The 755-nt window shown below is 56.7% G+C and carries 1 protein-coding gene; it reads left to right on the plus strand.

Going from position 1 to position 755, the window contains the following annotated elements; all coding sequences use genetic code 11:
* Positions 1-755: MmgE/PrpD family protein (locus tag EN885_RS33025; protein ID WP_164897973.1), on the plus strand; the 755-nt coding region annotated here is incomplete at both ends.

Below are 755 nucleotides of genomic sequence, written 5' to 3' on the forward strand. Positions count from 1 at the left end.
GCTGGGTCGGCTACGGAGCTGCGGCCGCAGCTTGCCGTCTCCTAGGCTTGGGTGCAACAGAGACCGCTCATGCGTTGGCGATTGCCGGATCCGAAGGACCGGTCGTATTCTCTACTGCGTCAGCCAAGTTCGTGGGCAACACAGTGAAGGAGGGGATTCCCCCTGCCGTCGTTGCAGGTGTCACTGCGGCATATCGCGCGCGAGCAGGCGCAACCGGACCTCTTGATCTTCTGGAAGATAATAATCGTTTCAGCCGCCTTCTCCTGACAAACAATCTTGGGTCGTCGTGGGAAGTTCAAAAATGCTATCTTAAGCCATATGCGTGCTGCCGCTACATCCACGCAGCTATCGATGCGATCCTTGCCATGCGGCGGGACGGGCAGGACATCCAGCGGCTGCGCATCGAAACTTTCCCACAAGCGATGCGCCTTGCGAACGAGCGCGCCCCCAGCACCTTGGAGGGAGGGCAATACAGTTTCTATTTTAGTTGCGCACTAGCGGCTTTATTCGGACGGGAAGCTCTACAGCCTGTTCAACTTGAGCATCTTACTGATTCACGCGTGCTTGATTTAGCTGCGCGTATTGAGCTCGAGCCGTCGTCCGATTTCGCTTCGGCGTTTCCAGCCGGAACGCCTGCTCGCGTTGTCATAGACCAGGGCAGCGGGCCGGAAGAAATGATCGTACGATATCCTCTTGGCGATGTCGCTAACCCGTTATCTAGCGAACAGGTAGTGGAGAAGTTCAAGAACATCACC

The organism is Mesorhizobium sp. M6A.T.Cr.TU.014.01.1.1 (assembly GCF_004022765.1).
In the GTDB taxonomy this organism is placed as follows: domain Bacteria; phylum Pseudomonadota; class Alphaproteobacteria; order Rhizobiales; family Rhizobiaceae; genus Mesorhizobium; species Mesorhizobium mediterraneum.